This is a genomic window from Thermaurantiacus tibetensis (assembly GCF_015354055.1).
In the GTDB taxonomy this organism is placed as follows: domain Bacteria; phylum Pseudomonadota; class Alphaproteobacteria; order Sphingomonadales; family Sphingomonadaceae; genus Thermaurantiacus; species Thermaurantiacus tibetensis.
This window is the reverse complement of sequence record NZ_JACHTM010000002.1, coordinates 477,406-499,802: the sequence shown is the minus strand read 5'-3', so window position 1 is coordinate 499,802 and position 22,397 is coordinate 477,406. Positions and strand designations below refer to the sequence as shown.

17 protein-coding genes, 1 tRNA gene and 1 pseudogene are annotated in these 22,397 nt (G+C 72.2%); 10 read left to right on the top strand and 9 right to left on the bottom strand.

Features of this window, described 5'->3' with window-relative positions; translation table 11 throughout:
* Window positions 1-2 precede the first annotated feature (2 nt).
* Window positions 3-1,022, top strand: coding sequence for an SO2930 family diheme c-type cytochrome (locus H3H34_RS06995; protein ID WP_194744546.1), 1,020 nt, complete (start codon window positions 3-5; stop codon window positions 1,020-1,022).
* 141 nt (window positions 1,023-1,163) lie between these two features.
* On the opposite strand, the gene H3H34_RS06990 is transcribed toward H3H34_RS06995, so the two are convergent.
* A complete protein-coding gene (locus tag H3H34_RS06990; RefSeq protein ID WP_194751885.1) occupies window positions 1,164-1,976 on the bottom strand; it encodes a universal stress protein in 813 nt (270 codons plus the stop codon).
* Window positions 1,977-2,155: 179 nt separating this feature from the next.
* On the opposite strand from H3H34_RS06990, the gene H3H34_RS06985 reads away from it, so the two are divergent.
* Entirely contained in the window at window positions 2,156-2,632 is a 477-nt protein-coding gene (locus H3H34_RS06985; protein ID WP_194744544.1) for an SgcJ/EcaC family oxidoreductase, read from the top strand.
* A gap of 19 nt (window positions 2,633-2,651) precedes the next feature.
* Here the strand turns inward: H3H34_RS06985 and fahA are convergent, their stop codons facing one another.
* The 7 genes from fahA to H3H34_RS06950 all read right to left on the bottom strand — a co-directional run bounded on the left by fahA (window position 2,652) and on the right by H3H34_RS06950 (window position 9,029).
* Window positions 2,652-3,935, bottom strand: coding sequence for a fumarylacetoacetase (gene fahA, locus H3H34_RS06980; RefSeq protein ID WP_194744883.1), 1,284 nt, complete (start codon window positions 3,933-3,935; stop codon window positions 2,652-2,654).
* Window positions 3,932-5,224: a homogentisate 1,2-dioxygenase gene (gene hmgA / locus H3H34_RS06975; protein WP_194744543.1), complete on the bottom strand. Its 1,293-nt coding sequence runs from the start codon at window positions 5,222-5,224 to the stop codon at window positions 3,932-3,934. Before hmgA ends, fahA begins: the two co-directional genes overlap by 4 nt.
* Window positions 5,221-6,312: a 4-hydroxyphenylpyruvate dioxygenase gene (gene hppD / locus H3H34_RS06970; protein ID WP_194744542.1), complete on the bottom strand. Its 1,092-nt coding sequence runs from the start codon at window positions 6,310-6,312 to the stop codon at window positions 5,221-5,223. The genes hmgA and hppD overlap by 4 nt, the downstream gene beginning before the upstream one ends.
* 42 nt (window positions 6,313-6,354) lie before the next feature.
* The gene (locus H3H34_RS06965) at window positions 6,355-6,807 is read right to left on the bottom strand and encodes a MarR family winged helix-turn-helix transcriptional regulator (protein ID WP_328831492.1); all 453 of its coding nucleotides are present in this window, start codon (window positions 6,805-6,807) and stop codon (window positions 6,355-6,357) included.
* Window positions 6,808-6,831: 24 nt separating this feature from the next.
* Entirely contained in the window at window positions 6,832-7,845 is a 1,014-nt protein-coding gene (locus tag H3H34_RS06960) for a zinc-dependent alcohol dehydrogenase family protein (RefSeq protein WP_194744541.1), read from the bottom strand.
* Between the two features lie 8 nt (window positions 7,846-7,853).
* Window positions 7,854-8,231 carry a VOC family protein gene (locus H3H34_RS06955; protein ID WP_194744881.1) on the bottom strand — a complete coding sequence of 126 codons (378 nt, stop codon included), beginning with the start codon at window positions 8,229-8,231 and terminating at the stop codon, window positions 7,854-7,856.
* A gap of 84 nt (window positions 8,232-8,315) precedes the next feature.
* The gene (locus H3H34_RS06950) at window positions 8,316-9,029 is read right to left on the bottom strand and encodes a protein-L-isoaspartate(D-aspartate) O-methyltransferase (protein ID WP_194744540.1); all 714 of its coding nucleotides are present in this window, start codon (window positions 9,027-9,029) and stop codon (window positions 8,316-8,318) included.
* Window positions 9,030-9,773: 744 nt separating this feature from the next.
* Between H3H34_RS06950 and H3H34_RS14120 the strand changes: the two are divergent.
* From H3H34_RS14120 to uvrA, 4 genes and pseudogenes are all read left to right on the top strand, one after another.
* Window positions 9,774-9,872: pseudogene (locus H3H34_RS14120) on the top strand (PEPxxWA-CTERM sorting domain-containing protein); the annotation flags it as partial.
* Between the two features lie 116 nt (window positions 9,873-9,988).
* Complete coding sequence (gene purU, locus H3H34_RS06940; protein WP_235945465.1) at window positions 9,989-10,852, top strand: formyltetrahydrofolate deformylase; 864 nt, start codon at window positions 9,989-9,991, stop codon at window positions 10,850-10,852.
* Between the two features lie 157 nt (window positions 10,853-11,009).
* The gene (locus tag H3H34_RS13575) at window positions 11,010-11,666 is read left to right on the top strand and encodes a PEPxxWA-CTERM sorting domain-containing protein (protein ID WP_194744539.1); all 657 of its coding nucleotides are present in this window, start codon (window positions 11,010-11,012) and stop codon (window positions 11,664-11,666) included.
* Window positions 11,667-11,850: 184 nt separating this feature from the next.
* Entirely contained in the window at window positions 11,851-14,697 is a 2,847-nt protein-coding gene (uvrA, locus tag H3H34_RS06930) for an excinuclease ABC subunit UvrA (protein ID WP_194744538.1), read from the top strand.
* Window positions 14,698-14,755: 58 nt separating this feature from the next.
* On the opposite strand, the gene H3H34_RS06925 is transcribed toward uvrA, so the two are convergent.
* Window positions 14,756-14,842 (bottom strand) — tRNA-Leu (locus H3H34_RS06925).
* A gap of 213 nt (window positions 14,843-15,055) precedes the next feature.
* Here H3H34_RS06925 and H3H34_RS06920 point away from each other — a divergent pair.
* From H3H34_RS06920 to H3H34_RS06905, 4 genes are read left to right on the top strand one after another with little or no spacing between them, the layout of a single operon-like run.
* A complete protein-coding gene (locus H3H34_RS06920) occupies window positions 15,056-17,338 on the top strand; it encodes a S9 family peptidase (protein WP_194744537.1) in 2,283 nt (760 codons plus the stop codon).
* Complete coding sequence (locus tag H3H34_RS06915) at window positions 17,335-18,510, top strand: toxic anion resistance protein (protein ID WP_194744536.1); 1,176 nt, start codon at window positions 17,335-17,337, stop codon at window positions 18,508-18,510. The genes H3H34_RS06920 and H3H34_RS06915 overlap by 4 nt, the downstream gene beginning before the upstream one ends.
* Window position 18,511: 1 nt before the next feature.
* Complete coding sequence (locus tag H3H34_RS06910; protein WP_194744535.1) at window positions 18,512-19,249, top strand: hypothetical protein; 738 nt, start codon at window positions 18,512-18,514, stop codon at window positions 19,247-19,249.
* Window positions 19,250-19,272: 23 nt separating this feature from the next.
* Window positions 19,273-22,125: a M16 family metallopeptidase gene (locus tag H3H34_RS06905; RefSeq protein ID WP_194744534.1), complete on the top strand. Its 2,853-nt coding sequence runs from the start codon at window positions 19,273-19,275 to the stop codon at window positions 22,123-22,125.
* The last annotated feature ends 272 nt before the right edge of the window (window positions 22,126-22,397 follow it).

Sequence of the window (22,397 nt, the reverse complement as noted above, 5' to 3'; positions counted from 1 at the left end):
CCATGCGGCGGCTGCTGGCGCTGCTGGCGGCCCTCCTCGCGGCCATGCTGCCGGCGCCGGCGCTGGCCGCGGTTGCCTTTGCCGCGCTCCAGGCCGAGGCCCCGCCGGCGACGCTCTCGGCCACCGGGCTCTTCGCCGACCTGGAGACCAAGCGCCTTGCCCCCGGCGTGGTGCCCTACACGGTTGCCGCCCCCCTCTTTTCCGACCATGCGGAGAAGGTCCGCGCAATCGCCCTTCCTCCGGGTGCACGCGCGAGGCTTCGGGGAGACGGCCTCCTCGAGCTGCCGGTTGGCACCGTGCTCATGAAGAGCTTCGGCTACCCCGCCTCGGCCGCCGGGCCCGCCGTCACCATGGAGACGCGGCTCCTCGTGCGCCGTGCCGACGGCTGGGTGGCGCTGCCCTATGTGTGGGATGCCGATGGCCGCGAGGCCCGGCTCCGGCGCGCGGGCGCCCGGGTGCCGGTGCGCTTCGCTGCCGGCGGGGAGGTCCATGCGCTCGCCTGGGCCGTGCCCAACGTGAACCAGTGCAAGACCTGCCACGCGGTGGGTGCCTCGCTCCAGCCGCTAGGCGTCAAGGCGCGCAACCTTGCTGCGACCGGCGATCTCGCCCGGCTCGCCCGCCTCGGCCTGCTCGACGGCGCCGAGCGGCTGGCCGAGGTTCGCGCCGTGCCCCGCCCTGACGATGCCGCCCAGCCCCTCGCGCTGCGGGCGCGCGCCTGGCTCGATGCCAACTGCGGCCACTGCCACGCGCGCTCGGGAAGCGCCTCCAATTCCGGGCTCTACCTCGACTGGGAGGAAGCGGACCGGGTCGCGCTCGGCATCGGCAAGCGCCCGGTGGCAGCCGGCCGCGGTTCGGGCGGGCGGGAGGTGGCGATCGCGCCGGGCCACCCGGATCGCTCGATCCTTCTCTTCCGCATGGAGTCGACCGAGCCCGGCGTGATGATGCCGGAACTCGGGCGCACCCTGCCCGATCCTGAAGGCATCGCCCTCGTCCGCGCCTGGATTGCCTCGCTCGGACGCTAGGGCAGGACCCGCCGGTCCGGTCGGCCCACGAAGCGCGCGGGCCTTGCTGGGGGACGCGAAGCGGGCGTCGGGGGGTGGGGCCCGGCGGCCCTGCGGCGAGTCTGCCGGTCAGGCCTTGCCCGGTCGCAGCGGCCTTGCCGCCTAGTGCGCCATCACCAGCGGGACTGGGCTCGAATCGAGGAAGTCGCGGGTCACCCCGCCGAGCAGGAACTCGATGGTGCGCGAGCGGCTGTAGGCCCCCATCACCATCCAGCCCGCGCCAAGCTCGCGCACCGTCTGGGCCAGCGTCTCGGCCACGCCCTGGCCGCCGGTGCGCCGGTCCTTGACATGTGCCGAGATGCCGTGGCGGGAGAGGTAGCGGGCAGCCTCGGTCGGGGGCAGGTCCCCGCCCTCGGGCGGGTCGACCACCACCACCACCACTTCCTCGGCAAGCGCCAGCATGGGCACTGCCGCGCGCAGGGCCTTGGCGCTCTCCATGCTCGCCTTCCACGCCACCACCGCGCGCTTGGTGAGGTCGATCCCGACATGGCCGGGCGGCAGCGCGAGCACCGGCGTCTCGGCGCGCACCAGCACCTCGGCCACCGAGGCCTGCGGCGTGGTGCCGGGGGAGGAGAGGCTCATCACGATGAGATCCATGAGGATCGAGCCCTCGATGAGGAGGTCGGCGGGTTCGCCCACCGCATCCTCCCACGAGAAGGGCACGTCCTCCTTCGCAAGGTCCGCCTCCACCTTCTGGCGGAACTGGCGGGCGGCCTCGGTCTCCTGCTCGATGAGCTCGGCCACCAGCGCTGCGCCAGCGCCGAAGCCTGCCGCATCCGCTCCGAAATAGGCGGGAATGCGCCGTGGCTGGAGGCAGTGGACATGGCCGCCGAACGCGCGGGCCACGTCGAGCGCGGCCTCCTTCCGCCCCGGAAAGTCCGCATCGGGCGCCACGTGCAGCAGGATCGACTTCATCACCATCCCCTCCTCGTTGCCGCGACATTGCGCAGCCGCCTTGTTGCCATCCAGCCATGGCCGCTAAGGCATGTCCTTGACCGCGCGCAAGATGACGCCGTTCAGATTCCGGACGGGATCGCTCACCTATAGCGGTGAATGCCCCGATCCGCGGGCATCGTGAACACGAGGGGAAACAGATGCATCCTGCTCCCGCCCTTGCCGCGATCGCCGCCGCGGCCGTTGCCGCAGTCCCGGCCGCGGCCCGTACGCCAGCCCGCTGCGCCAGTGTCACGCCCGCCCAGATCGAGGCGCAGTTCGAGCGCTTCAATGCCGCCTGGGCCACCCGGAACCCCGACGAGGTGGTCGCGCTGTTCGCGCCCGACGCGACGCTGCTTGCGACCGTCTCCAACGCCGAGCGCACCAGCCCGGAGAAGATCCGCGACTATTTCGTGAGCTTCCCGAAGGGCGAGCCGGTCGGCCGGATCGAGACCTCCACCGTCACCGTCGACTGCAACCTCGCCACCCGCACGGGCAACTGGGTGGTCAACATGAACAACGCCAACGGCGAGCGGGTGGATGTGCCCGCGCGCTACAGCTTCATCTACAAGTGGGACGGCAAGGACTGGAAGATCGCTCACCTGCACTCGTCGGTGCGCCCGCCGGTCAGCCCCTGACGGCTGCCGGGCGGGGCCGTCAGCCGACCACCTCGCCCGTGCAGGCGCCGAAGCCGAGGCGAAGCCCGCCGCGCTCGGCCCGGGCGGTGAGCATCACCCGGTCGCCGGCCTCGAGGAAGGTTCGCGTCTCGCCCGTTGGCAGGACAAGCGGCCGCCTGCCGCCCTCGGTCAGCTCGAGGAGCGAGCCGGCGGAGTCGCCTTCCTCGCCGGAGATGGTGCCGGTGCCAAACAGGTCACCCGGCCGCAGGTTGCAGCCGCCGCTCGTGTGATGGGCCACCATCTGCGCAGGCGTCCACCAGAGGTCGCGGCTGCTGCCGCGGCTGATCCGGGCAGGGGGCAGGCCGGCCTTCCGCATCGCGGTCGTCTCGAGATGCGCCTCGACCACGAGGTCGAGCCCGCCTTCGCGCTGGTCGCCTGCGTCGAGGAGATAGGGGAGCGGTGCCGGATCGTCGGCCCCGCGCGCCATGGCCGGCGCGCGGAAGGGGGCGAGCGCTTCCGGGGTCACGACGAACGGCGAGACGGTGGTCGCGAAGTTCTTGGCGAGGAAGGGCCCCAGCGGCTGATACTCCCAGGCCTGGATGTCGCGCGCCGACCAGTCATTCAGGAGACAGTAGCCGGCGATGTGGTCGGCCGCCTCGGCGATGGACACGGGCTCGCCGAGGGCATTGCCGGGCCCGATCCAGATGCCGAGCTCGAGCTCGTGGTCCAGGCGTTCGCTCGGCGCGAAGCGCGGCCCGTCCGGCCCCGGGATCTGGCCCATGGGGCGGCGCACGGGGGTGCCCGAGACGACCACCGACGACGCCCGGCCGTGGTAGGCGATGGGCACGTGCCGGTAGTTGGGGAGAAGCGGGCTGTCGGGCCGGAACAGTGCGCCAACCCTTCGGGCGTGGTGAATGCCGGCGTAGAAGTCGGTGTAGTCGCCCACCTCGCAGGGCAGGAGCAGGCGGACACCCGCGATAGGGTGAAGGCGCGGGGTGGCGTGCGGCTCCGCCGCCGGGTCGGTGAAGAGGGCGAAGAGCGCATGGCGCAGCCGGGTGCGCGCCTCCCGGCCCAGCGCCATGAGCTCGTTCAGCCGGTCGTGAAGCAGCTCCTCGAGCGCCTCGTCGACGCCGGGAAGCAGCCCGTCTGCAAGAAGGCCGGGCAGGTCGGCCACCCGGTCGCCGATCGCGACGCCAGCCCGCGGCCGGCCATCCGCCACCGCGAAGAGGCAGAAGGGCAGGTTGGTGACCGGGAAGTCCGGGTGGCCATCGGCGCCCGGCACCCAGGAGCGGGCTGCGGGATCGTGGGTGGCGTCGAGGCTCATGGCAGCCGCGCCGGCGGGAAGCCGTTCCACGCCGCGTCATAGTCGCGCTGGCGGCTCGGGTGGGCGAGCGCAGCGTCCGAAAGCGCAAGCGGCCCCCTGGTCTCGAACATGAAGGCCAGCCCCTGGTCGAGCTTCACCGGGGCAAGCTCGGCCTCGGTGGCACGGCGCCAGCTCTCGACGTCCGGCCCGTGGGCGACCATGCGGTTGTGGAGCGAGCTGCCGCCCGGCGCGAAGCCGCCGCCCTCCTTCGCATCATAGGTGCCAGAGATGAGGCCCATGAACTCGCTCATGACGTTGCGGTGGAACCAGGGCGGGCGGAACGTGTCCTCGGCGACCATCCACCGCGGCGGAAAAAGGACGACATCGCAGTTGGCCGTGCCGGGCGTGTCGGAGGGCGAAGTGAGCACGGTGAAGATGGAGGGGTCGGGGTGGTCGAAGCTGACGGTTCCCATCGCGTTGAAGCGGGCGAGGTCGTAGCGGAACGGCACCAGGGTCCCGTGCCAGGCGGCGACGTCGAAGGGGGAATGGGGAAGGTCGGTCGCGAACAGCCGGCCGCCGAGCTTGAGGTAGAGCCGCGTGGGGCCGTCGGGCTCGAACGCGGCGTGCGGCGCCTCGAAGTCGCGCGGGCTCGCCAGCGCATTGGCGCCGAGCGGCCCGAGCTCGGGCAGGCGGAACGGGCTCCCGTGGTTCTCGAGCGCCCAGCCGCGCGCCGGGCCGTCCACCTCGACCCGGAAGCGGACGCCGCGGGGCAGGAGCGCGATGTGGCCGGGCGGCACGTCGAGCGGGCCGAACTCGGTCATGAGGCGGAGCCGGCCCTGCTGCGGCACCAGCAGCCACTCGCCGTCGGCCGAGGCGAAGGCGCGGCCCTCCATGGGCGCGCTGCAGGCGTAGAGAAAGATGGAGACGCCAGTGCCCTCGGCGGCCGAGCCGGTCGCGGCCCAGAGCGTGAGGCCGTCGAGCCAGTCGGTGGGCGCGTCGGGCAGGGGATGCGGGCTCCAGCGCTCGCGGTTGGGCGAGAGGTGACGGGCCGGGGCGAGGCCGGGGTGGGACACTTCGGCGAAGGGCCCGTGCATGGCCGAAGGCCGGCGGCGGTAGAGCCAGCTCCGGCGGTTCTCGTGGCGGGGAGCCGTGAAGGCGGTGCCGGAGAGCTGCTCGGCATAAAGTCCGAAGGCCGGGCGCTGCGGCGAGTTGCGGCCCACGGGCAACGCGCCCGGCACCGCCTCGCTCGCGAGGTGGTTGCCGAAGCCGGCGAGCCGCGCTGCGGCGACGGGGGCGAAGGGCCGGTTCACGCCCGCATGCCCTCGGGCAGCACGCCGCGGCGGATCTGGTCGAGCTCGAGGCTCTCGAACAGGGCCTGGAAATTGCCCTCGCCGAAGCCGTCGTTGCCCTTCCTCTGGATGACCTCGAAGAAGATCGGCCCCACCATGTTGGCGGTGAAGATCTGCAGCAGAAGTCCGCCGCCGGTCTCGGGTGCGCCGTCGACGAGGATCCGCCGCGCGCGGAGCGCTGCCACGTCCTGCCCGTGGCCCGGCAGGCGCGAATCCAGCAGCTCGTAGTAGGTGTCGGGGGTGTCCTGGAAGGTGACGCCGTTGGCACGGAGCGCATCGACGGTCGAGAGGATGTCGTCGGTCGCAAGCGCGATGTGCTGGATCCCCTCGCCATTGTAGGCGCGCAGGAACTCGGCGATCTGCGAATGCTCGTCCTGGCTTTCGTTGAGCGGGATCCGGATCTTGTTGTCGGGCGCCACCATCGCCTTCGAGAAGAGGCCGGTGGCGCGCCCGCGGATGTCGAAGAAGCGGATCTCGCGGAAGTTGAAGATGCGCTCGTAGAAGTCAGCCCACTTCGCCATGTCGCCCCTGGCGACATTGTGGGTGAGGTGATCGAGCGTGTGGAGGCCGACCGAGCGGTCATTGCGCGAAGCGCCCGGCACGGGCCGGAAGTCCACGTCATAGATCTCGGCGGCCCCGTAGCGGTCGACAAGGTAGAGGTTGGCCCCGCCGATGCCCCGGATGGCCGGGATGTTGAGCTCCATCGGGCCGATCTTGCCCTCGACCGGCTCGGCTCCGCGGCGCACCGCCTCCTCGAAGGCGAACCGCGCGTCCTTCACCCGGAAGGCCATGGCGTTGGCCGAGGGCCCGCGCTTCGCCCGGAACTCCGCCACCTGCCCTTCGGGCTCGGCGTTGAGGAGGAAGTTGATGTCGCCCTGCGCGTAGCGGCGCACGTTCTTGGAGCGGTGGGTGGCGACATGGGTGAAGCCGAGAGCTTCGAAAAGCCGGCCGAGCGCGTCAGGGTCGGGCCCGGTGAACTCGACGAACTCGAAGCCGTCGAGGCCGAGCGGGTTGTCCTGCGGGTCGCTGTCGCGCGCGGCCGTCGCCATGGTGGCCTCTCCTTCCCGGGAAGGCGGTTCCCGTAACACAAGTTACGGTCTGGCGCAAGCCGCGAGGCGGGCCAGAAGCGCCATGAGCATGGCCCGCTCGGCCTCGGTGAAGCCGGAGAGCAGCTCGGCCTCGATGGCGAGCGCGTGCGGTGCCACCTCGGCGTGGAGCCGCTCGCCCTCCGGCGTCAGCGCCAGAGCGAGCGTCCGCCGGTCCTTCGCGCGGGTGCGCGCAAGGAGGCCGCGCGCGACGAGCGCCTTCGCCGCGCGCGACACCGTCATCTTGTCCATGGCGGTCTTCTCGACCAGCTCGGCCTGCGTTGCGGCACCCTCGGCCACCACCGCGAGCACCCGCCATTCCGGGATGCGGAGGCCGAAGCGGGTGCGATAGACCTGGGCGACCCGGTCGGCGACGGCATTGGCTGCCACCGACAGCCGGTAGGGCAGGAACTCTGCCAGGATCAGCTGCTTCGCCCCCACGGGCCCGGAGTGTGCCACGCCCGCCCCGGGGCGCAAGGGGTGTCAGGGCCGGAGCACGAGGGCCCCTTCGACCTGCCCGGCGCGGAGCCTCGACAGCGCGGTGTCGGCCTCGGCGAGGGGGAGCGTCTCGACGTGGGGGGAGAGCCCGGCCCGCGCGGCGACAGCGAGAAAGGCGTGGCCATGGGCACGGGTCAGGTTGGCAACCGAGCGAAGCTCCCGCTCGCCCCACAGGAGCGCATAGGGGAAGGTCGGGATGTCGCTCATGTGGATCCCGCCGCAGACGACGCGGCCGCCCTTGCGCACGGCGGCGAGCGCGCGGGGCACGAGTTCGCCTGCGGGGGCGAACAGGATCGCGGCATCGAGCGGCTCGGGCGGCGACGTGTCGCTGCTGCCGGCGAAGCTGCAGCCAAGGCGCCGCGCGAAGGCTTGGCCGGCCGCATCGCCGGGCCGGGTGAAGGCGAAGACCTCCCGGCCCTGCCAGATCGCCACTTGCGCCACGAGGTGGGCGGCAGCCCCGAAGCCGTAGAGCCCGAGGCGCGCGGCGTCACCGGCAGCCTCGAGCGCCCGCCAGCCGATGAGGCCGGCACAGAGCAGCGGCGCGGCGTGCGCGTCATCGAGCCCGTCGGGAAGCGGAAGGACGAACCGGGCGTCGGCGAGCGCGTGGGTGGCATAGCCTCCGTCCCGGTGGCAGCCGGTGAAGACCGGGGCATCGCAGAGGTTCTCGCGCCCGTCGCGGCAGAAACGGCAGGCACCGCAGGCCCCGCCCAGCCACGGAATGCCGACGCGTGCGCCTTCCGCCAGCGTCTCGGGCACGCCGTTGCGGCCGGGCTCGACGCCGGGCCCCAGCGCTACCACGCGCCCGACCGCCTCGTGGCCCGGCACCACGGGAAGCCGCGCGGGCACCTCGCCGTCGAGGATGTGGAGGTCGGTGCGGCACACGCCGCAGGCGGCCACTTCCACGAGGAGCTCGCCCGGCCCGGGCTCGGGGACCGCGCGGGCCTCGGCGACCAGCGGGCCGCCTACCCGGCGCAGCACCATCGCCCTCCCCGCGGTCATCGCCGCCTTCAGCCCATGCGGTGGAGCGCGCAGACCTTGTTGCCGGCGGGGTCGCGCAGATAGGCGAGGTAGAGGCGCATCGGGCCCTCGCGCACGCCCGGCGGATCCTCGATGGACGTGCCGCCCGCCGCCACGCCGGCCGCGTGCCAGGCGTCCACCTGCTCCGGCGAGGCAGCCGCAAAGCCGATCGTGCCGCCGTTGGCGCAGGAGGCGGGATTGCCGTCAATCGGAATGGTGATGGCGAAGATGCCGGTCGGCGTCATCCAGAACACGCGGCCCTTGCCGTCGGCGAAGCCGGGCGGGTGGCCGAGCGCGCCGAGGATGGCGTCGTAGAAGGCCTTCGAAGCCTCGAGGTCGTTGGCGCCCACCATCACGTGGCTGAACATGTCACCTCCTCCGTCTCCCGGCTGAAGAACCGCGACCGCCATGGCCCCTCCGCGCCGCCCGGTCTCCTGCGCAAGCCGAGAGGGTCAGCCGGCATTGGCTTCCGCGCCTGTCAGCGGTACGAAGCGCACGTCCGTCACGGTCCGTTCGGAGACCGCTCCATCCTCCGCCCGGGTGACGAGGATGAGCCGCTGGATCCCGCCCTCCGGCCCGACCGGGACGACCATCCGCCCGCCCGGCTTCAGTTGCTCGACGAGCGCCGGCGGCACCCGGGGGGCAGCGGCCGTCACGATGATGGCGTCGAACGGCGCCTCCTCCGGCCAGCCGAGGCCGCCATCGCCGGTGCGGACCGCAACCGTGCCATAGCCGAGCCGCTCCAGCCGCTCGGCCGCCTCGGCGGCAAGCTCGGGGATGATCTCGATCGAGAACACGCGCGCGCCCATTTCCGCGAGGACGGCCGCCTGGTAGCCCGAGCCGGTGCCGACCTCGAGCACCCTGCCCCCGGGCTTCAGGGCGAGGAGGTGTGTCATCAGCGCGACGATGGTCGGCTGGCTGATCGTCTGGCCATGGGCGATGGGAAGCGCCCGGTCCTCATCTGCCGCGTGGCGCCACGCGCCCGGCACGAACGCGGCGCGCGGCACGGCAGCGAGCGCGGCGAGCACGCGCGCATCGTCTGCCTCTCCCGGTCCGATGAGCCGGGCGTAGCCGTGGACCGCCTCCACCATCCGCACCTCCGGCGCCGGGCCTGCCTCCGGCGCGGCACAGGCCGCGACGAGGAGCAGGGCCAGTATCCGGCGCATGGAAGGCCTTTAGCAGCTCTGGCGGGCAAATGCGCGCGGCACGCGGACCGACCGGGCCACCCGCGCGGCGGTCAACGCCATGCCCTTGCATGGACCCGCCGAAACTTGACTCGCCGGAGTTGTGCCAATACCGTTGATACTTGATGCCGAAGGGGCGGCATCGATCGGGGGGCTCATGAAACCGCTTGCAGGATCACTCGCTGCCATCGCGCTCGTCGCCGGGGCCAGCTCGGCCCATGCGCTCACCGTCCACACCGCCCCGTTCATCGGGGTGGTGACCGCCACCAACGCTTTCGAAGCCGCTCCTGCCGGCTGCTGCTACGACGGCACGGCGGGCTATACCGAGCAGGGCATCACCGCCACCTATGTGGGGCGCCCCGGCACGATCACCTTCGGCTTCCCGTTGAACGGCGCGAGGACCTGGTATCCGGACGGCGGCGGCTATGGCTACACGCGGCTCACCTTCGGCGGGCCGGTCAGCGCCGTCCAGTTCCTCGTCGGCAGCGGATACGCCTGGTTCGATCCCGCGCCTTTCCTCTTCTATGACGTGCTCCTCGGCGGCGTCTCCATCGGCACCGGCATCGCCGGGGGGGGGCGGTGTTCGGCTCCAGCGGCTTCTGGTACGGGTTCTCGGGCGCCACCTTCGACGAGGTCCGTCTCCAGGTCCGCAACGACGGCGGCGCGGCGTTCGACCCGGTCGCCTACGAGGCCGGCGCGTTCGACATGATCCAGATCGGCGCGGCGGGAGTCATCCCCGAGCCCGGCACCTGGGCGCTGCTCGTTGCCGGCTTCGGCCTGGTGGGCGGCGCGCTCCGTCGCCGCCGCGAGGCGCTCGCCGCCTGAGCGGGTGCAGCGGGGCTGCGCGCCTCCTTCCGCCGGAGAGTGCGGCCCGCGCTGCGCGGCAATCGGCGCGGCAATCCTCGCGGAAATGCCCGTGCCCCCCTGCGCCCGGCGCGGGCATGGCCGGTGCCATGGCCGCCGCCCGCCGCATCCTCCGCTTCACCTGCCCGGACCGCCCCGGAATCCTCGCCGAGGTCGCCCCCGCGCTCGCCGCCGACGGCTGGGACATCCGCGAGGCGCGCCTGTGGGGCGACCCCGAGACGGGCATCTTCTTCGTCCGGATGGAACTTGCCGGAACCGCGGACGCAGCACCGCGGCTTCCCCTCCTCCTCGCACCATTCGTGCACTCGCTCGGGCTTGCCTTCACGCTGGCCGACCAGGCCGCGAAGCTGCCGGTTCTGGTCGCGGTCTCGAAGGCCGACCACTGCCTCCTCGACCTTCTCCACAAGACCCGGATCGGCCAGCTCCCCATCCGCATCACCGGGGTGGTCTCGAACCACCCGGATCTCCGCGCCGTGACGGAGTGGCATGGGCTTCCCTTCCACCATCTCGCCGTGACGGCCGAGACACGGGCCGCGCAGGAGGCCGCGCTCGAGGCGCTGATGGCGGAGACGGGCGCCGAACTCCTCGTGCTCGCCCGCTACATGCAGGTGCTTTCGCCCGGTCTTGCTGCCCGGCTCGCCGGCCGCTGCATCAACATCCACCACAGCTTCCTGCCGAGCTTCAGGGGCGCCCGGCCCTACCAGCAGGCCCATGCCCGGGGCGTGAAGCTCATCGGCGCAACCGCCCACTATGTGACCGAGGCGCTCGACGAGGGCCCGATCATCGAGCAGGACATCCGCCGGGTGACGCACGAGACGACCGCTGCCGAGATGGCCGCGCTTGGCCGCGAGACGGAAGCGAGCGTGCTCTCCCGCGCGGTCAAGTGGCACGCCGAGCAGCGGATCTTCCTCGACAACGGCCGCACCGTGGTCTTCGCCTGAGGGCGGACGCGCGCGACGGGGCCCCGCCCGGCGACGGTCGGCAAGATCCTGTCCACCCTCATCCTTAACGCGCGTGAATAAAACTTGACTGGGCGCCGGCACCGTCATAACCTTTTCTGCCGCTGGCGAAGTGCCACCGCAAACAGGGGAACAGAAGATGCGGAGATTGCTTGCCGCCGTCGCGCTCGTCGCCGCGGCCACCTCGGCCCATGCGCTCACCGTCCACACCGCGCCGTTCATCGGCACGGTCACGGCCACCAACACCTTCGAGCTCGCTGCACCGAGCGTCGGCTATCCCGGCGCCTCGGGCTACACCGAGGATGGAATCACCGCGACCTATGTGGGGACTCCGGGCAGCATCTGGTTCACCGGCCCCGTCCTCGAGGGCAACCAGAGCTGGTATCCCGATGGCGGCAGCAATGGCTACACCAGGCTCACCTTCGGCGGGCCCGTCGATGCGGTCCAGTTCCTCGCCGGGAGCGGCTGGTTCGGCGGTTCGCCCGTCCTCTACTATGATGTGCTGTTGGGCGGCGTTTCGATCGCGACCGGCGTTGCCGGCGCTGTCCCGGTGTACCTGGGCGGCGGGGTCTGGTACGGCTTCTCCGGCGCCACCTTCGACGAGGTGCGCCTGCAGGTCCGCACCGATGGCGGCACGTTCTTCAATCCCATCGCCTACGAGGCCGGCGCCTTCGACAAGATCCAGATCGGCGCGGCGGGAGTCATCCCCGAGCCCGCGACCTGGGCGATGCTGATCGCCGGCTTCGGCCTGGTGGGCGGCGCGCTCCGTCGCCGCCGCGACGCCCTCGCCGCCTGAGCGGCTCCGGCCGCCGGGCCTGTCGCGCCCGGCGGCACCGGCTCCGTCATCCGCGCCTGCGTCACCGGTAGCCGCTGGCCTTTGCCGGCGGGCTGGCGCATCCTGCCTCCGTCCCCCTAATCGGAAACGGCGATGGAACGCAGGCGGCCATGAGTCGAACCCCCTTCCTTCCGGTGCGCGCCCGATGCTGACGCACATCCGCGTGCGTGGCGCGCGCGAGCACAACCTGAAGGGCATCGACGTCGACCTGCCGCGCGACCGGCTCGTCGTCATCACGGGCCTGTCCGGCTCGGGCAAGTCGAGCCTCGCCTTCGACACCATCTACGCCGAGGGCCAGCGGCGCTATGTCGAGAGCCTCTCGGCCTACGCCCGCCAGTTCCTCGAGCTCATGCAGAAGCCCGATGTCGACCACATCGAGGGCCTCTCGCCGGCCATCTCCATCGAGCAGAAGACCACCAGCCGCAACCCGCGCTCAACCGTTGCGACGGTCACCGAGATCTACGACTACATGCGCCTGCTCTGGGCGCGGGTCGGCGTGCCGCACTCGCCCGCAACCGGCCTGCCCATCGAGGCGCAGACCGTCTCGCAGATGGTCGACCGCGTCATGGCGCTGCCCGAGGGCACCCGCCTCCTGCTGCTCGCCCCCGTGGTGCGCGGCCGCAAGGGCGAGTACCGGAAGGAGCTCGCGGAGTGGAAGAAGGCGGGCTTCCAGCGGGTCCGCATCGACGGCGCCATCGTCGAGATCGACGAGGCCCCCGCGCTCGACCGCAAGCTGAAGCACGACATCGACGTGGTGGTGGACCGGCTCGTGGTGCGCGAGGGGCTTGCCCAGCGGCTGGCCGAGAGCTTCGAGACCGCGCTCAGGCTGGCCGATGGCCTCGCGACGGTCGACCTCGTCGACTCGGGCGAGAGCCTGCTCTTCTCCGCGACATTCGCCTGCCCCGTCTCCGGCTTCACGCTGCCCGAGATCGAGCCGCGCCTCTTCTCCTTCAACGCGCCGCAGGGGGCTTGCCCCAGCTGCAACGGCCTTGGCGAGAAGCTGTTCTTCGATCCCGACCTCGTCGTGCCAAACCCCCTCATCAGCCTCGAGGATGGGGCCGTCGTCCCCTGGGCGAAGTCGTCGCCGCCCTCGCCCTACTACATGCAGGTGCTGGCCTCTCTCGTGCGCGCCTATGGCGGCTCGCTCGCCACGCCGTGGGCGCAGCTGCCCGAGGCGACGCGCCACGCCATCCTCCACGGCACCGGCGGCAGGGCCATCCCCCTCGTCTTCGAGGATGGCCGCAGGCGCTACGAGGTGGAAAAGCCGTTCGAAGGGGTGCTGGCGAACCTCGACCGCCGCTTCCGCGAGACCGAGTCGACATGGATGCGCGAGGAGCTGGCCCGCTACCAGTCGGCAGCGCCCTGCGAGGCGTGCGGCGGCGCGCGGCTCCGGCCCGAGGCGCTCTGCGTCAAGGTGGCCGGCGAGGACATCAGCGCGGCGACGCGCCGCTCGGTCGCCCAGGCAGCCGACTGGTTCCGCGCCCTTCCCCATCGGCTGACCGCCCGGCAGAACGCCATTGCCGAGCGGATCCTGAAGGAAATCAACGAACGGCTCGGCTTTCTCGTCAGCGTCGGCCTTGGCTACCTCGGGCTCGACCGCGCCTCCGGCACGCTCTCGGGCGGGGAGAGCCAGCGCATTCGGCTTGCCTCGCAGATCGGCTCGGGGCTGACGGGCGTGCTCTACGTGCTCGACGAGCCCTCGATCGGCCTCCACCAGCGCGACAACGACCGTCTGCTCGAAACGCTGAAGCGCCTGCGCGACCTCGGCAACACCGTGATCGTGGTGGAGCACGACGAGGATGCCATCCGCGCTGCCGACCACATCGTCGACATGGGCCCCGGGGCCGGCCGGCACGGCGGCGAGGTGGTGGCCGAAGGCACGGTGGCCGAGATCGTGGCCAACCCGCGAAGCCTCACCGGGGACTATCTGGCCGGCCGCCGTGCCATTGCCGTGCCTCCCCGGCGCCGCCCGGGCAACGGCCAGCGGCTCGTGCTGCGCGGCGCACGGGCCAACAACCTGAAGGGGGTGACCGTCGAGATCCCGCTCGGCACCTTCACCTGCGTGACCGGAGTCTCGGGCTCGGGCAAGTCCTCGCTCGTCATCGACACGCTCTGGCCTGCCGCCGCCCGCGCCCTCAACGGCGCGCGCACGCCCGTCGGCGCGCACGACGGCATCGAGGGCCTCGCGTTCCTCGACAAGGTGGTCGACATCGACCAGTCCCCCATCGGCCGCACCCCGCGCTCGAACCCCGCCACCTACACCGGGGCCTTCACTCACATCCGCGACTGGTTCGCGCAGCTCCCCGAGGCCCGGGCGCGCGGCTACAAGGCGGGACGCTTCAGCTTCAACGTGAAGGGCGGCCGCTGCGAGGCCTGCCAGGGCGACGGCGTCGTCCGGATCGAGATGCACTTCCTGCCCGACGTCTACGTCCAGTGCGAAGTGTGCCGGGGCCGGCGCTACAACCGCGAGACGCTCGAGGTCACCTTCAGGGGTCATTCCATCGCCGACGTGCTCGACATGACGGTCGAGGACGCGGTGCGACTGTTCGAGGCGGTGCCGCCGATCCGCGATCGCCTGCGCGTGCTCGCCGAGGTGGGTCTCGGCTACATCCACGTCGGCCAGCAGGCGACGACCTTGTCCGGTGGCGAGGCGCAGCGGGTGAAGCTGGCCAAGGAGCTCTCCCGCCGGGCGACGGGGCGCACCCTCTACATCCTCGACGAGCCGACGACGGGGCTCCACTTCGAGGATGTGCGCAAGCTCCTCGAGGTGCTCCACGCCCTTGTCGACCAGGGCAACACCGTGGTCGTCATCGAGCACAACCTCGACGTCATCAAGACGGCGGACTGGATCCTTGACCTCGGCCCCGAGGGTGGCTCGGGCGGCGGCGAGCTCGTGGCGGCGGGAACGCCCGAGGCGCTTCTCGGCGAGCCGCGGAGCCACACCGCGCGCTACCTCGCGCCCCTTCTCGCCCGCGCCCGCGCGGCCGAATAGCTGCGTTGCCCCCTGCCATCCCGCCCGCGCGCAGGGCGCCTCGCAACCCGTCGATGGATGGTGCGGTCGAGAAGACTCGAACTTCCACGGCCTTTCGGCCACAGCGACCTCAACGCTGCGCGTCTACCAGTTCCGCCACGACCGCACGTCAGGGGAGCGCGGGGCACGCCCCGCCTCGGGTAGCGCCGGGCGCCTAGCAGCGGCGGCCGGGCAGCGCAAGCCTCGCGCGGCACGTGCCAAACGCCCCTTCGGTGGCGCGGCCCGATGCGGCACGGCGGTTGCCGAGACCCGCACGAGGCGTCACAAGAGCCGCGGATGGCCGGGCGCATCCGGCCCGGGCGCGCGCGAAGGGGAAGGGATGCGGCAGGCACTCGGGCTTCTCGTGGGGGCAATGCTGATGGGGAATGCCACGACCGCGCGCGACCTCCCGCTCGAGCGGGTGTTCGCAAGCCCGCCGCTCTCCGGCACCGTGCCCCGCGCTCTCACCCTCTCGCCCGACGGGCGGCATGTCGCCTACCTCAAGCCCCGCGCCGAGGACCCGCTCAGGTCCGACCTCTGGGTGCGCGAGGTGTCAACCGGCGCCGAGCGTCTCGCGGTCGACAGCCTGGCGCTCTCGCCCGCGCCCGCGAGCCTCTCCGAGGCCGAGCTCCAGCGGCGCGAGCGTGCGCGCCTCGCGAGTGCGCGCGGCATCGTCGAGTATCGCTGGGCGCCCGACGGCCGCGCCCTTCTCGTCCCGCTCGACGGCGACCTCTGGCTCCAGCCGCTTGACGGCCCGGCCCGCCGCCTCACCCGCTCGGAGGAGAGCGAGGTGGACGCGAAGCTCTCGCCCGACGGACGCTTCGTCTCCTACGCGCGCGGGGCCAACCTCTTCGTGACCGAGATCGCGACCGGCAGCGAGCGCGCCGTCACGACGGAGGGGGAGGGGCCGGTCTTCTACGGCCAGGCCGAGTTCGTGGCCCAGGAGGAAATGAAGCGGATGACGGGGCAGTGGTGGTCCCCCGATTCCGCGCGCCTCGCCGTGACCCGGGTGGACGAGCGCGCCGTCGCCACGGCCGTCAGGGCGGCGATCGGCTCCGACGGCACGCGCGTGACCGCGCAGCGCTACCCCTTCGCCGGCACGGCCAACGCCCGGGTGTCGCTCGAGATCCGCGCGCTCGACGGGGGCGCGCCCGTGATGGTCGACCTCGGGCCGGACCCCGACATCTACCTCGCCCGGGTGACCTGGGCGTCGCCCTCGCGCCTCCTCGTCCAGACGCAGCCGCGCGACCAGAGCCGGATCGACCTGCTGGACGTGGACGCCGCCACCGGCCGGAGCCGCCGCATCCTCTCCGAGACCGCGACGGCCTGGACCAACCTCCACGACAACCTGAAGCTCCTGCGCGACGGCGGCTTCCTCTGGACCTCCGAGCGCGACGGCTTCTCGCATCTCTACCGCTTCGACGGCCGGCGGCTGGTGCAGATCACCCGCGGGCCGCACGTGGTGGACGAGCTCCTCGCCGTCGACGAGGGAGCCGGCCTCGCCTTCGTGACGGGCTTCTTCGAGACGCCGCTCGAGAAGGCGCTCTATGCCGTCAGGCTCGACGGGCGCGGCCGGCCCCGCCGGATCTCGCCCGCCGGCATGTCGGCCGAGGCGGTGATGGACGAGCGCGGCACGGTTGCGCTGGTGACCGCCTCGTCGCCGGCGCAGCCGCCGCAGGTCTCGCTCGTGGACCGCGAAGGCGTGCGCCGCTTCTGGATCGCCGAGAACCGGCTCGAGGACACGCCCTACGCCCCCTATGCCGAGGCCCATGTGCTGCCGCGCTTCGGCACCCTCAAGGCTGCCGACGGGCAGCTCTTGCACTGGATGATGCTGGTGCCGCCCGGCCTTGCTGCGGGCGCGCGGGCGCCGGTCTTTCTCGAGGTCTACGGCGGCCCCGGCGTGCAGCGGGTGCGGCGGCAGTGGGGCGCGATGCTCCACCAGTATCTCGTGCGCCGCGGCTTCGTCGTCTTCCAGATCGACAACCGCGGCAGCGCCAACCGCGGGACGGCCTTCGAATTCCCCATCCACCGGCGGCTCGGCACGGTCGAGGTGGAGGACCAGCTCGCGGGGCTCGCCTGGCTCAGGCAGCAGCCCTTCGTCGACCCGGACCGGGTGGCGGTCTACGGCTGGTCCTACGGCGGCTACATGGCGCTCAGGCTGATGACGAAGGCGCCGGAGGCCTTCGCGGCCGGAGTGGCGGGCGCGCCGGTCACCGACTGGCGGCTCTACGACACCCACTACACCGAGCGCTACCTCGGGAACCCCGCGCGCGACCCTGCCCCCTATGACGCGAGCGCGATCGTGCCGGATGCCGCACGCCTTGCGCGCCCGCTCCTTCTCCTCCACGGCCTTGCCGACGACAACGTGGTCTTCGACCATTCGGCAAAGCTCATGGCCGCGCTCCAGGCAGCGGGCCGGCCATTCGAGACCATGGTCTACCCCGGCCAGACCCACGCCATCCGCGAGCCGGCGCTTGCCACCCACATGTGGACGACCATCCTCGCCTTTCTCGAGCGGTCGCTGTGCCTGCCGCAGCGCGCCGGGACCGCCCCTTGCGGACACGCCGGCAAGGGCCACATGGAGCCCCGAGAGGCGGCGCCTGCCAAGGGGACGAACGGATGACGACCGAGACCAGGCTCACGCTCGAGGCCCCGCCACCGGTGATGACCGTCGAGCCCGAGAAGGCCGCAGGGCTCGTGCCCCTTTCGGATGCGGAGAAGACGAAGCTCGAGGCCAAGGTCGACGAATTCGTCGCCGACCTCGTCGCCCAGGACGCCAACAGCCCCGAGTTCGGCAAGCGCGTGGATGCGATTGCCAGTCTCGGCCGCGCCCAGATCGCCGAGGCCGCCGGCCATTCGAACCGCTTCCTCGACCGGCCGGTGAAGGCGATGGACCGGGAGACCAGGATCGGCGCGGATCTCTCCGAGCTCCGCCGCACGGTCGAGGATCTCGACCCGGCGAAGCGCGGCTCGCTGCTTGCGCCGCGCAGGCTCTTCGGCATCATCCCCTTCGGCAGCAAGGCGCGGGCCTATTTCGACAGCTACCGGTCGGCGCAGAGCCACATCGCCGCCATCCTCGACCGGCTTGCGAGCGGCAAGGACGAGCTTCTGCGCGACAACGCCGCGATCGACGTCGAGCGGCGCAAGCTCTGGGAGACGATGGGCAAGCTCGAGCAGATGATCCACGTCTCGAAGACGCTCGATGCGAAACTCGAGGCGAAGGCCATGGAGCTTGAGGCGACCGACCCGGAGAAGGCCCGGGCCATCCGCGAATCCGCGCTCTTCTACACCCGCCAGCGCACCACCGATCTCCTGACCCAGATGGCGGTCACGGTGCAGGGCTATCTCGCGCTCGACCTCGTCAAGAAGAACAACCAGGAGCTGGTGAAGGGCGTGGACCGCGCCTCGACAACCACGGTGGCCGCCCTGCGCACCGCCGTCACCGTCGCCCAGGCGCTCACCAACCAGAAGCTGGTGCTCGACCAGATCACCGCCCTCAACCAGACGACGGCGAACGTCATCGACGCCACCGGCACGATGCTCCGCACCCAGACGGGCGAGATCCACAAGCAGGCGGCCTCGTCCACCATCCCGCTCGAGACGCTGAAGCAGGCCTTCGCCAACATCTACGCCACCATGGATTCGATCGACCAGTTCAAGATGCAGGCGCTGGCCTCGATGAAGCAGACGGTGGACGCGCTCACCGACGAGGTGGAGAAGTCGCGCGGCTACATCGCCCGGGCGGAAGGGGCGGCCCAGGGCGCCGAGTCGCCGTTCGAGCCGCTGAAGGGCTGACGTGCCCGGCCGCCCTCCTGCAACCGCGCGCGAGTCGGAGCAGGCGCTCCTCAAGGCGGAACTCCTCCTCGAGGGCGTGCGCGCGCGCTCGGAGTCGCGCGAGGTCCGCCGCGTGCGCCGGCGCCGGAAGGTGCGGCGCATCGTCAACAAGCTGCTATGGGTGGTGGGCAGCTGGGTCGCCATCGTGATCGGCGCCTTCGCCTTCTCGGGCCTCGTCATGCCGCTCGGCTTCTGGGGCCTCCTCATCGTCCCGCTCCTCATGCTGTTCGCGACGCTCGTCGTCGTCCGCCTTCCGGGCAGCCCCGGCCCCGAGGAGCGGCCCCGCTTCGAGGGCGTGGCCGCGCGCGACCTCGCCCCCCGGCTCGACCAGTGGCTCGATGGGAAGCGGCCGCTCCTTCCCGCGCCGGCGCGGCGCGAGCTGGACCGGATCCTCTACCAGCTCGACACGCTCGGGCCCGAGCTTGCCGCGCTTCCGCCCGAACGCCCCGAGGTGGCCGAGGCGCGGCGGCTCATGGCCGACCACCTCCCGCGCCTCATCGAGACCTGGGAGGCCGTGCCGGCAGGCGTCCGCGCGCGCGACCCCGAGGCCTCGCTCCACCTGCGCGAGGGGCTGCGCCTCGTCGGCGCCGAGCTCGAGCGCCTCAACCACCGTCTTGCCCAGGAGCGCCTCGAAGCGCTCGAGGTGGAGGGCCGGTTCCTCGAGAAGCGCTACGCTGGCCCGCCGCGGCCCGAAGCCTGACGCCCCCACTGGAGAGACTCCCGATGTGCCGCCCCTTCTGCCTCGCCGTGCTTGCCGCCGTGCTCGTCGCCGCCGGCCTCGCGCCCTCTGCCGAAGCCCGAACGCGGGCCGCGGCATCTGCCGCCGGCCCTGCTGCCGATGCGCCGGCGCCGCTCGCCGAGCTCGTCCGCCGGGTGGACATTCCCTACGAGCAGTTCACCTTGCCCAACGGCCTTCGCGTCATCGTGCACACCGACCGAAAGACGCCGATGGTGGCCGTCTCGGTCTGGTATGGCGTGGGCTCGGCCGACGAGCCGAAGGGCAAGACCGGCTTCGCCCACCTCTTCGAGCACCTCATGTTCAACGGCTCGGGCAACTGGGACGGCGAGTTCTTCGAGCCGCTCGAGGACGTGGGGGCCACCAGCTACAACGGCACCACCTGGTACGACCGCACCAACTACTTCCAGAACGTGCCGACCGGCGCGCTCGACCTCGCGCTCTTCCTCGAGGCCGACCGCATGGGGAACCTGCTTCCCGCCGTCACCCAGGCCAAGCTCGACAACCAGCGCGGGGTGGTCCAGAACGAGAAGCGCCAGGGCGACAACCAGCCCTATGGCCTGACCTTCTACGCGCTTGCCGAGGGCCTGTTCCCGCCGGGCCACCCCTATCGTCACTCGACCATCGGCTCGATGGCCGACCTCGACGCGGCAAGCCTCGAGGACGTGCGCGCCTGGTTCCGCCAGCACTACGGCCCCAACAACGCCGTCCTCGTCCTTGCCGGGGACATCGATGCGGCAACCGCCCGCGAGAAGGTGACGCGCTGGTTTGGGGCGATCCCGCGCGGGCCCGAGCCGGTGCGGCCCGCAGCGCCGCTTCCCCCGCCCGCGAACGGGCGCGACATCATCCGCGACCGGGTGCCCAACGCCCGGCTGCTGTTTGCCTGGACCGCGCCGGGCCTCCTCGACCCGGCGTCCACTGACCTTGCGGTCGCAGCCGCCGTGCTCGCAGGCGGCCCGTCGTCGCGCCTCTACAACGACCTCGTGCGCGACCGCCAGCTCGCGGTCGGAGTGTCGGGCAGCGTGCTGCCCTTCCGCCTTGCCTCCATGCTGGTCATCGGCGTGGACGTGAAGCCTGGCGTGGACCCGGCGGTCGTCGAAGCCAGGGTCGAGGAGCTTCTCGCCGCCTTCCGCCGCGAGGGGCCGACGGCCGACGAGGTGCGGCGGGTGGCAACCGTCGCGGTTGCCGGGCGGATCCGCGGGCTCGAGCAGGTCGGCGGCTTCGGCGGCAAGGCGGTGGCTCTGGCCGAGGGTGCGCTTTACGCCGACGACCCGGGCTTCTACCGCAGGCGCCTCGAGGAGCTCGCCACTGCCACGCCCGCGCGGGTGCGCGCGGCAGCAAGGCGCTACATGGCCTCGCCCGGCTTCCGCCTCGCCACCCTTCCCGGCGAGCGTGGGGCGCGCGAGCTGGCCCTTGTCGGCGAGTCCGGCGTGCCGCCGGCCGCGGCCGACGCGCCCGGGGCGAGCGCGGCCACGCCCGACCGGGCGAAGCTGCCGCCGGTCGAGCGGCGCGAGGGCCTTGCGTTTCCCGCGATCGCGCGCGCGCGGCTTTCCAACGGCATTCCCGTGGTCTTCGCGCGGCGCGACGCCGTGCCCGTCGTCGAGGTGATGGCGAGCTTCGCGGCCGGCAACGCCGCCGACAGAGCCGACCGGCCGGGCACCGCGGGCCTCATGCTGGCGCTGCTGCGCGAGGGCACGACGCACCTCACCGGGCGCGAGATCGTCGAGGCCGAGGAGCGGCTCGGCGCCCGCATCGCCGTGGGCTCGGGTGCGGACCGCACGCGCGTCGTCCTCTCCGCGCTCGTCCCGAACCTTCGCCCCTCGCTTGCCCTCATGGCCGACATCATCCGCAACCCGGCCTTCGCCCCGGCCGAGGTCGAGCGGCTGCGTGCCATCCGGCTTGCGGCGCTCGCGCAGGAAGAAGCCAACCCCGGCGCGCTGGCCGGCCGGGCGCTCGCGCCCCTCGTCTACGGCCCCGGCCACCCTTACGCGCTTCCCGCCTCCGGACTCGGCACGGCAGAGGGGCTCAGGGCCGCAACGCGCGAGGATCTCCTCGACTGGCACGCCCGCTTCGTGCGGCCCGACCGCATGACCCTCTTCGTGGTGGGCGACACCACGCTCGACGCGCTTCTTCCCGAGCTCGAGCGCGCCTTCGGCGACTGGCAGGCGCCGCCCGTGCCCGCCGGCGCGGTGCCGGAAGCCCCCCTCCGGCAGCCGGAGGCGCCGCGCATCCTCCTCCTCGACCGGCCGAACTCGCCGCAGGCGTTCATCGCGGCCGGCCAGCCGCTGCCAGTGACCGGCCGCGACGACCGGCTCGACCTTGCGCTTGCCAACGAGACGCTGGGCGGCAGCTTCACCTCGCGCCTCAACATGGACCTCCGGGAGGCCAAGGGCTGGAGCTACGGCGTGCGCTCGGCCGTCGCGCCCGTCGTCGGCCAGATGGCCTTCCGGATCCTCGCACCCGTCCAGGCCGACCGAACCGGGGACTCGATCGCCGCGCTGATCCGCAATGTCCAGGCCTTTGCAGGACCCGAGCCGGTGCGGCCCGAGGATCTCGCGCGCGCCATCAACTCCAACGTCTACGCGCTTCCGGGCGAGTTCGAGACCTCGGGCGCCGTGCTCGGCGCGCTCGAGACCATGGCGGTGCTCGGCCGGCCTGACGACTATTATGCGCAGCTTCCTGCCCGCTACCGCGCGCTTGACCAGGCGGCAGTGACGCGCGCGGCGGCCACCCTCCTCGATCCGGCGCGGCTCCAGTGGGTGGTGGTGGGCGACGCGAAGGTGGTGGAGCCGCAGCTCCGGGCGCTTGGCCTGCCGCTCGAGGTGCGCGCCGCGCCCTAGGTCCCCGGTCCCCCGGAAGGGCCGGCCCGGACCCGATGACCGGCCAGAGCGCGGCATGCCCGGCCAGCGTGGCACCTTGCTGCCTCAGGCGGTCGGTGTGCCATGGGAGGGCATGCCGTTCGTGCTGGCCATCTCCGTCGTCGGCTGGCCTCGACTGGATCGGCGGCGGAACCCTTCGCGATCTGCAGCTCAGGCTCCCGGTCTTCTGCGTGCGGGAGCCGGCCTATCTGATGCTGTGCGTCGCCGTGTCGGCGGCCATCTCTTCACGGCCC

Bases quoted from the DNA above. Each gene is read 5' to 3' on its own strand.
- H3H34_RS13575 (WP_194744539.1), top strand. From the start codon at position 11,010: ATGCGGAGATTGCTTGCCGCCGTCGCGCTCGTCGCCGCGGCCACCTCG.
- H3H34_RS06915 (WP_194744536.1), top strand. From the start codon at position 17,335: ATGACGACCGAGACCAGGCTCACGCTCGAGGCCCCGCCACCGGTGATG.
- H3H34_RS06985 (WP_194744544.1), top strand. From the start codon at position 2,156: ATGCATCCTGCTCCCGCCCTTGCCGCGATCGCCGCCGCGGCCGTTGCC.
- H3H34_RS06995 (WP_194744546.1), top strand. From the start codon at position 3: ATGCGGCGGCTGCTGGCGCTGCTGGCGGCCCTCCTCGCGGCCATGCTG.
- H3H34_RS06920 (WP_194744537.1), top strand. From the start codon at position 15,056: ATGCGGCAGGCACTCGGGCTTCTCGTGGGGGCAATGCTGATGGGGAAT.
- H3H34_RS06955 (WP_194744881.1), bottom strand. From the start codon at position 8,231: ATGTTCAGCCACGTGATGGTGGGCGCCAACGACCTCGAGGCTTCGAAG.
- uvrA (WP_194744538.1), top strand. From the start codon at position 11,851: ATGCTGACGCACATCCGCGTGCGTGGCGCGCGCGAGCACAACCTGAAG.
- H3H34_RS06960 (WP_194744541.1), bottom strand. From the start codon at position 7,845: ATGACCGCGGGGAGGGCGATGGTGCTGCGCCGGGTAGGCGGCCCGCTG.
- purU (WP_235945465.1), top strand. From the start codon at position 9,989: ATGGCCGGTGCCATGGCCGCCGCCCGCCGCATCCTCCGCTTCACCTGC.
- H3H34_RS06990 (WP_194751885.1), bottom strand. From the start codon at position 1,976: ATGAAGTCGATCCTGCTGCACGTGGCGCCCGATGCGGACTTTCCGGGG.
- fahA (WP_194744883.1), bottom strand. From the start codon at position 3,935: ATGAGCCTCGACGCCACCCACGATCCCGCAGCCCGCTCCTGGGTGCCG.
- H3H34_RS06950 (WP_194744540.1), bottom strand. From the start codon at position 9,029: ATGCGCCGGATACTGGCCCTGCTCCTCGTCGCGGCCTGTGCCGCGCCG.
- hppD (WP_194744542.1), bottom strand. From the start codon at position 6,312: ATGGCGACGGCCGCGCGCGACAGCGACCCGCAGGACAACCCGCTCGGC.
- H3H34_RS06905 (WP_194744534.1), top strand. From the start codon at position 19,273: ATGTGCCGCCCCTTCTGCCTCGCCGTGCTTGCCGCCGTGCTCGTCGCC.